This is a genomic window from Pseudomonas psychrophila HA-4, assembly GCF_000282975.1.
Lineage (GTDB): Bacteria > Pseudomonadota > Gammaproteobacteria > Pseudomonadales > Pseudomonadaceae > Aquipseudomonas > Aquipseudomonas psychrophila_A.
On the sequence record NZ_ALJC01000114.1, the window covers coordinates 106,025 to 113,735 of the forward strand.

General features: G+C 55.9%; 7 protein-coding genes. 3 read left to right on the plus strand and 4 right to left on the minus strand.

What is annotated here, in order from left to right:
* Nucleotides 1–16: 16 nt before the first annotated feature.
* The 3 genes from B347_RS0119185 to B347_RS0119195 form a co-directional block, all read right to left on the minus strand.
* Entirely contained in the window at nucleotides 17–796 is a 780-nt protein-coding gene (locus B347_RS0119185) for an ABC transporter permease (RefSeq protein WP_019411319.1), read from the minus strand.
* Nucleotides 793–1,725, minus strand: coding sequence for an ABC transporter ATP-binding protein (locus B347_RS0119190; protein ID WP_019411320.1), 933 nt, complete (start codon nucleotides 1,723–1,725; stop codon nucleotides 793–795). Before B347_RS0119190 ends, B347_RS0119185 begins: the two co-directional genes overlap by 4 nt.
* Before the next feature lie 144 nt (nucleotides 1,726–1,869).
* The gene (locus B347_RS0119195) at nucleotides 1,870–2,493 is read right to left on the minus strand and encodes a glutathione S-transferase (protein WP_019411321.1); all 624 of its coding nucleotides are present in this window, start codon (nucleotides 2,491–2,493) and stop codon (nucleotides 1,870–1,872) included.
* 148 nt (nucleotides 2,494–2,641) lie between these two features.
* Here B347_RS0119195 and B347_RS0119200 point away from each other — a divergent pair, with 148 nt between their 5' ends.
* Together B347_RS0119200 and B347_RS0119205 are read left to right on the plus strand one after the other, a co-directional pair.
* A complete protein-coding gene (locus tag B347_RS0119200; protein ID WP_019411322.1) occupies nucleotides 2,642–5,089 on the plus strand; it encodes an acyl-CoA dehydrogenase in 2,448 nt (815 codons plus the stop codon).
* Between the two features lie 62 nt (nucleotides 5,090–5,151).
* A complete protein-coding gene (locus B347_RS0119205) occupies nucleotides 5,152–5,568 on the plus strand; it encodes a PA2817 family protein (RefSeq protein WP_019411323.1) in 417 nt (138 codons plus the stop codon).
* A 210-nt stretch (nucleotides 5,569–5,778) separates the two neighbouring features.
* Here B347_RS0119205 and B347_RS0119210 read toward each other — a convergent pair whose 3' ends face one another.
* Entirely contained in the window at nucleotides 5,779–6,735 is a 957-nt protein-coding gene (locus tag B347_RS0119210) for a LysR family transcriptional regulator (RefSeq protein ID WP_019411324.1), read from the minus strand.
* Between the two features lie 159 nt (nucleotides 6,736–6,894).
* On the opposite strand from B347_RS0119210, the gene B347_RS0119215 reads away from it, so the two are divergent.
* Nucleotides 6,895–7,521, plus strand: coding sequence for a hypothetical protein (locus B347_RS0119215; RefSeq protein ID WP_019411325.1), 627 nt, complete (start codon nucleotides 6,895–6,897; stop codon nucleotides 7,519–7,521).
* The last annotated feature ends 190 nt before the right edge of the window (nucleotides 7,522–7,711 follow it).

A 7,711-nucleotide genomic window follows, 5' to 3' on the forward strand; every position in this document is an offset into this window, starting at 1 on the left:
AGCAACTACCCGTCTTTTACTGGCGCATCCCGCGACCGCTGACCAGCAGCTTCGCGCAAGCGATGTACAACACGACAGTCGCCACAACCATAAAGGTCAATGCCACGCTGATTCTGATGTCCGAGACTCCCAAAATGCCGTAACGGAAGGCGTTGACCATGTGCAGCACTGGGTTAGCCAGCGACACAGTTTGCCAAAACGGCGGCAATAGCGTGATTGAGTAAAACACCCCGCCCAAGTAGGTCAACGGCGTAAGAACGAACGTCGGGATAATCGAAATATCGTCGAAGTTGCGTGCAAATACGGCGTTAATAAACCCCAACAACGAGAAAATCGTCGCCGTCAGCACCACGACCACAATGGTCAGGCCCAGGTGATGCACCTGCAAATGGGTGAAAAACAGCGACAGTAGGGTCACGATTACGCCGACCATCAAACCGCGCAAAATACCGCCCACGGTAAAACCGATCAGAATGGTGTGCGGCGACACCGGCGACACCATTAATTCCTCAATGGAGCGCTGGAACTTAGCACCGAAGAAACTCGAGACCACGTTGCCGTAAGAGTTGGTGATCACAGACATCATGATCAAGCCCGGCACGATGTACTCCATATAGGTGAAACCACCCATATCACCGATTTGTCGACCGATCAGGTTACCGAAGATGACAAAGTACAACACCATGGTGATTGCAGGCGGCAGCAAGGTTTGCGGCCAAATGCGGGTAAAACGACGTACTTCACGATAAATAATGGTGTTTAACGCAACCAAGTTGGGGCGTAGCTCCGAGCTCATATCGCCACCTTCGATAGGTTTTTCTCGACCAACGACACGAACAACTCCTCAAGGCGATTGGTTTTATTGCGCAAACTCACCACTTCAATGTGTTGCGCAGCCAATTGAGTGAACAAACCGGTAATGCCCACCGCTTTGTCGACTTGTACTTCCAGTGTGCTGCCATCCAACAATTGGCTCGGGTAACCGATCAACTGCGGAGCAACCGCCAATGGATTTTTCAAATCAAGCAAGAAGGTCTCGACATGCAGTTGCCCGAGTAACTGGCGCATGCTGGTGTTTTCAACAATGGTGCCGTGGTCGATGATGCCGATATTGCGGCACAACTGCTCAGCCTCTTCCAAGTAATGCGTGGTGAGGATGATGGTGGTGCCTTGCTCATTCAATTCGGTGAGAAAGGTCCACATCGAGCGACGCAGTTCAATGTCTACGCCCGCGGTCGGCTCATCGAGAATCAGCAGGCGCGGTTCATGCACCAGCGCACGGGCAATCATCAGACGGCGCTTCATGCCACCCGACAATGAACGCGAAGGTGTATCGCGCTTATCCCAAAGCCCCAACTGCGTCAGGTACTTTTCGGCGCGTTCCTTGGCGATTTTTGCCGGAATACCGTAGTACCCCGCTTGGGTCACGACGATGTCGAAGGTCTTTTCAAACTGGTTGAAATTGAACTCTTGCGGCACCACACCAATGCTGCGCTTAAGCGCAGCCGGGTTACGGTCCAAGTCATGACCAAAGATATTCACCGTGCCGCTGGTTTTATTGACCAGGGTGGAAAGAATACCGATTGTCGTGGACTTGCCAGCTCCGTTAGGGCCCAGCAAGGCGAAAAAGTCACCTTCAGCAACATCCAGATCGATACCACTCAGGGCCTGGAAACCGTTGCCGTAGGTTTTGGTTAGCTGCCGTATGGACAGAGCGGAACTCATATCGGATTACGCACCAAGATGGGGAAAAGAGATGACTCAATAAGGGCGAACTGTCAGTAAGACAAGTCCGACAAAGCCGTTAAACGCGCTGCATGGTGCTTTGCCTCGCCACACAAGTACAGTCGCCCGTATTAATAATGGCTATTAAGTCAACGCAGTCATAACGGCATTGCGGTAGGCCGGGCGCAGCTTCAGGCGCTCATACCAGGCTTGCAAGTGCGGCAAGGGCGGGCGTTCGATGGGCATTTCAAACCAGGCATAGATGAACGACCCCAGCGGGATGTCGCCCATGCCGATTTCATCGCCCGACAGGTAAGGCTTTTCAGACAACGCCTGATCAGGGACCGCCAACAACCCGGCGCAGGTTTTGATTGAGGCATTGATTTTGTCCCAATCCTGCTGCTCGGCCGGGGTGCGCAAAACACCCCAAAACACATCACGGAAGGCGCCAGCGAAGGACGAAGTGGTCCAGTCCATCCACTTTTCAGCCTGCGCACGGACCCGAACATCTGTCGGATACCACGATGTGTCCGCCCCATACTGGGCGCTCAGATAACGCACGATGGTGTTCGATTCCCACAGCACAAAACCATCATCGTCGATTACAGGGACTTGGCCATTTGGGTTCAACACCCGGTATTCAGGGCTGTTAACGACTCCAAACGCACCGCCCGCCTCTTCTCGGACATACGGCAGCGCTAACTCTTCAATGCACCACAGCGCTTTTCTGACATTTGACGAATTCTTGCGACCCCACACTTTCAGCATGATCCAACTCCTGATTGATAGACGCCGAAGCAGTCTACGCCGTGAAGATGAACTGCGCCTCTTGAACAAGGTCACTATTGAACGACCTCGATCATGAGTTGCGACTAAGCTCACACGGGTGCCCGCTTGGCTTCACGGAGGATTGGATATGCTTTTGTTGTGGATTGTGGTTTTGATCGTTGGCGTAGCCTGGTTGGCTCATCGCCGCGTTGCGCCCCTGACGGCGATTGCCGTGGTGGCGATTTATCTGCTGATAATGGACTTTTTCAGCCATGCACCGATCTGGGTGCTGGTGCTGTTGTGGGTGTTGCTGGCAGCGCCAGCGGCCTTGCTGTTATTGCCTGATCTACGACGCAAGCTGTTCACCGCTCCGCTGTTCAGTTGGTTTCAAAAAACACTACCACCGATGTCGCAAACCGAGCGCGATGCCATCGACGCAGGGACCGTATGGTGGGATGGCGAACTCTTCAGTGGCCGCCCCGACTGGGACCAGTTACTGGCTTACCCCAAGGTTCAATTGAGCGAAGAAGAACAAGCGTTCATCGACGGCCCGACCGAAGAACTGTGCGCGATGGTCTCCGACTGGGAAATCGGCCAAGCCATGGACCTGCCGCCTGAAGCCTGGGCGCACATCAAAACCCATGGTTTCTTTGCCCTGATTATTCCTAAGTCGTTCGGCGGCAAGGGCTTCTCGGCGTACGCCCACTCGCAAGTCGCGATGAAACTCGCCACCCGCAGCGGCGACCTGGCATCGACCGTCATGGTGCCCAACTCCCTCGGCCCGGCAGAACTGCTGCTGCATTACGGCACTGACGAACAGCGTAACCATTACCTGCCACGTCTGGCACGCGGCGATGACATTCCGTGCTTTGCCCTCACCGGCCCGCTAGCAGGTTCCGATGCAGGGGCAATGCCTGACACCGGGATCATTTGCAAAGGCCAATGGCAAGGCGAAGAAGTCATTGGTCTGCGCCTGAACTGGGAAAAGCGCTACATCACTCTTGGACCCGTCGCCACCCTGCTCGGCCTGGCGTTCAAGGCACACGACCCAGAGCACTTGCTGGGCGACAAAGAGGACTTGGGCATCAGCTTGGCACTGATCCCCACCGACACTCCCGGCGTTGAAATCGGTCGTCGTCACCTGCCACTGGGCGCCGCGTTCATGAATGGCCCGAACTCGGGTAAAGACGTGTTTATCCCTCTGAGCTATCTGATCGGCGGCCAGGAGATGCTCGGCAAAGGTTGGATGATGCTGATGAATTGCCTGTCGGTCGGGCGGTCAATTTCGTTGCCGGCAGTCGGCACGGGCGCAGCCAAATTCACCAGTTTGGTCACCGGGCAATATGCCCAGGTTCGCGAGCAATTCAATGTGCCATTGGCGGCCTTTGAAGGCATTCAAGAAGCCTTGGCGCGTATTGGCGGTAACGCTTGGCTGATGGACAGCGCGCGCATGCTGACCGCCAATGCGGTGGACTTGGGCGAGAAACCCTCGGTGCTGTCGGCGATTCTCAAGTACCACCTGACCGAACGCGGCCGCGAATGCATCAGCCATGCGATGGACGTGCACGGCGGCAAGGGCATCATCATGGGACCTAACAACTACTTGGGCCGCAACTGGCAGGGCGCGCCGATTTTTATCACCGTGGAAGGGGCCAATATCCTGTCACGCAACCTGATGATCTTTGGTCAGGGCGCGATACGCTGCCACCCGTTTGTGCTTAAAGAAATGGCCCTGGCCGCGCGTGAAGACCGCGATCAGGCCCTGATCGAGTTTGACGGTCTATTGCTCAAACATATCGGTTTTGCCATGAGCAACGCCGCTAGCACCTTGGTCCTGAACTTGGGTCTGGGACGTTTTGAACACGCCCCCGGCAATACATTGAGCCAAGGTTACTTCCGCGCCCTAAATCGTCAAGCAGCCGCCTTTGCGCTGCTTGCCGACCTGAGCATGATGCTGCTGGGTGGCGAGCTTAAGCGCCGCGAGCGTTTGTCAGCGCGTCTGGGCGACGTGTTGAGCCATATGTACTTGGCGTCTGCCGCACTCAAGCGTTATCACGACCTCGACTCGCCCGAGCACCTCAACCCACTATTCAAGTGGGCCATGGAAGAAAGCCTCGGCCATTCGGAACGGGCACTGGACGAGCTGTTGAAAAACTTTCCGAGCCGTCCACTAGGCTTCTTGCTACGCGGGGTTGTGTTTCCCTTTGGCCGTCGCCACACCGGACCATCGGATGCACTGGATGCTGACGTCGCTGCCGTGTTGGGCCGCGCCAAAGGCGATCCAACTCTGGAAGCCGTGCTTGCAGGCTGCTACCGCCCGCAATCGCCGGATGACGCCGTGGGTGCCCTGCAACACGCGTCTGACCTGTTGAGTGCAGCGCGTCCGCTACACAAGAAGCTCCACGAAGCGCTGAAAAGTGGCCAGCTAAAACCGGTACCGGGCGAATCCTCCATTGATTCGGCGCTGCATTCAGGCGTGTTGCAAGCGGGCGAAGCTGAAACATTGCGTGCCGCCGAAACTGCGCGGCGCAAGGTGATTGACGTGGATGACTTTTCCAAAGAAGAACTCACTCACAGCGAAGGAAAAATTCGCTAGCAGGACAGCGGGCGCGCAGCGCTTTATACTCTCGCGCCCGTTTTGCTTTAGAGGACGCCGTGATGGCTACCAACGATCTCAACCATAACCTCGCCCTGCTCGATATGTTGCGCAGCATTCTGGTTGCTGTCGGTGATGCCGAACAGATTCCGGAAGAAAGCCACGCCCTGTTTATCGAGCGTTTCGATGAGATGAAGAGCGGTTTGCTGACCGATTTCGACAGCAGCCAATACTTGGGCCAGGACATCCTGTGCCAAGTGATTGAACGTTACCCGCAAATCGGCCACTTGGTTCCCCGTGACCTGTTGTGGTTTTTCGGCGGCGCGTGTTTCAACTACTTGTCCGATGAAGAGTTGAACATGTATGAAGCGCTGGAAGAGCGCCGTTATGAAGCCGAACAAAATGACGAGCCGTTCGACTGGAATCAGGAAAAACAACTGATGGCGCTGCCTACTAACGAAGACAGCCCACAGCACTGATTAGCACACTGAATATTCAAAGCCCGCCCTGCTTAGCTCGGCGGGCTTTTTTTGGCCCCAACTGCAAGCCAATTTCGTAGCAGTTGACGAGCTTGCGAGGCTACGTTCGGCTGCGCAGCAGTCGTAAAGTCAGGCACTGAGATGTGTCAGTTCAATCGTGCACTTAGTGTTTACGATCGCTTCGCAATCGGACGTAGCCTCGCAAGCTCGTCAACTGCTACGGGCTTGGTGTGTGTGTGTGCAACCGCGGGTAGGCTCCTGCGCCAACTGCTCGGCTAGGTAATCGATAAATACCCGCAGCTTGGGCGGCAGGTAACGCGAGGGGGTATGCAGCAACCACACACCGCCGTGGTAGGAGGCAATAAAATTCCAGGCCGGCAATACCTGAACCACCAAGCCTTGCTCCAACGCCTGACGCGCCGTGAAGTACGGCAAACTGCCAATCCCGACGTGCTGCAACACCGCATCCAGCCTCACGCCGGTGTGATTGGCCGCATAACGACCGGTCACGCCCACCGTTACCGATTTGCCGCCTTGCTTGAATTTCCAGCGTGCATCGGCAGGGGTTTCGCCCAAATAAATACAGCTGTGCTGCCGTAAGTCCTCAGGTTGTTGCGGCACACCATGCTCTGCCAGATAGGCGGGCGTGGCGCACAGCAAATGCTCAATTGGGAACAACTGCCGCCCCACGAGCCCCGGCGGCGGCTGATCGGTAATACGAATGCTCAAGTCAACGTTGTCATCGATCAGGTCGACATAGCGGTCTTCCAAAATCAATTGCACATCCACTTTGGGGTATCGACGCAAAAACTCTGGCATGTGCGGGTGCACCACATAACGCCCTACCGCCTTGGGCACGCTAACCCGCACTAAGCCTTCGGCCTCCTGCGTAAAGCGACCACTGAGATCCATCACCGATTGCGCCGCGCCCGCCACTTCACGGCACCGCTTGAAGACCTCTTCGCCGCCATCGCTCAACCGCAACTTGCGCGTGGTGCGTTGCAATAAGCGAATGGCGAGGGCTTTTTCAAGACGCGAAATACTACGGCTGACCGATGAGGGTGACGTACCGAGCTGACGCGCCGCTTCGGAAAAGCTCGCACACTCCACCACCTTCACGAATATCAGCATTTCCGCCAACAAGGACTGCGGGATATTTATGCTCATGACGCACAGGTCCATTGAAATTTAGGCGGATTATCACACCTCAAGTGCATCTCTATACTAAAACCTGCTCAAGCCCCACGCCTGTAAAAGGTCTCGAGGCTATCGAGCATCGACCGGCTCTTCCTAAAAGGGGAGTGATTACCTGATCAGGACACCCACATGACTCAACGCCTGTTTTTTACCGACGACTCACTGACCGCCGACGTCGAGGTCATTGGCTGTACGCCTCATGAAGCGGGGTTTGCAGTCACTCTGAACGCCACGCCTTTTCACCCGCAGGGCGGCGGGCAACCGAGTGACACAGGCTGGATCGGTGACAGCCAAGTGCTGAAAGTGGTACAGGAGCCTGACGCGATCGTGCACTTCGTCAACAGTGCCGTTGCCACAGGCCCGGCCCGCGCCACGGTTGACGCCGAACGCCGACAGTTGAATGCGCGCCTGCATTCGGCCGGGCACTTGATTGGTGTGTTCGGCGAGCAATCAGGCTGGCTGCCAACCAAGGCACACCATTGGCCAGGTGAGTGCCGGGTCAGTTTCACCCCCGGCCAAAACGCTCAGCCGCTCGAACCGCAGGCCATTGAACAACAGCTCGAACAGTGGGTAATCGCCAACCTGCCGCGCATCACCCATGTCGACGCCGAGCAGCGCACCATCGGCTTTGGTGATCTGCCCAGCTACCCGTGTGGCGGTACTCACGTGAGTTCATTGAGTGAATTGAACGCGGTCAGTGTGTTGTCCGTTACCCAAAAGAAAGGCGTGCTCAGCGTTCGTTATCACGTGGACTGAGCGTTAACCTGGCGGCGCCCGATGGCGGATGAAGCGACCCACGTGTTGATCCGCCGGAAAGTGAAGAATGTCATGCGGCCTAATTAGCTGGAAATCTAAAACGCAAAAAGCAGCCCTAAGGCTGCTTTCTGAGTGTTTTTTGAAACTGCGTAGCTCCAAAAAACAAAATTTGGAGCGGGAAACGAGACTC

Excerpts from the sequence above, each read along its gene's own strand:
- B347_RS0119185 (WP_019411319.1), bottom strand. The coding sequence starts at position 796 with ATGAGCTCGGAGCTACGCCCCAACTTGGTTGCGTTAAACACCATTATT.
- B347_RS0119190 (WP_019411320.1), bottom strand. The coding sequence starts at position 1,725 with ATGAGTTCCGCTCTGTCCATACGGCAGCTAACCAAAACCTACGGCAAC.
- B347_RS0119195 (WP_019411321.1), bottom strand. The coding sequence starts at position 2,493 with ATGCTGAAAGTGTGGGGTCGCAAGAATTCGTCAAATGTCAGAAAAGCG.
- B347_RS0119200 (WP_019411322.1), top strand. The coding sequence starts at position 2,642 with ATGCTTTTGTTGTGGATTGTGGTTTTGATCGTTGGCGTAGCCTGGTTG.
- B347_RS0119205 (WP_019411323.1), top strand. The coding sequence starts at position 5,152 with ATGGCTACCAACGATCTCAACCATAACCTCGCCCTGCTCGATATGTTG.
- B347_RS0119210 (WP_019411324.1), bottom strand. The coding sequence starts at position 6,735 with ATGAGCATAAATATCCCGCAGTCCTTGTTGGCGGAAATGCTGATATTC.
- B347_RS0119215 (WP_019411325.1), top strand. The coding sequence starts at position 6,895 with ATGACTCAACGCCTGTTTTTTACCGACGACTCACTGACCGCCGACGTC.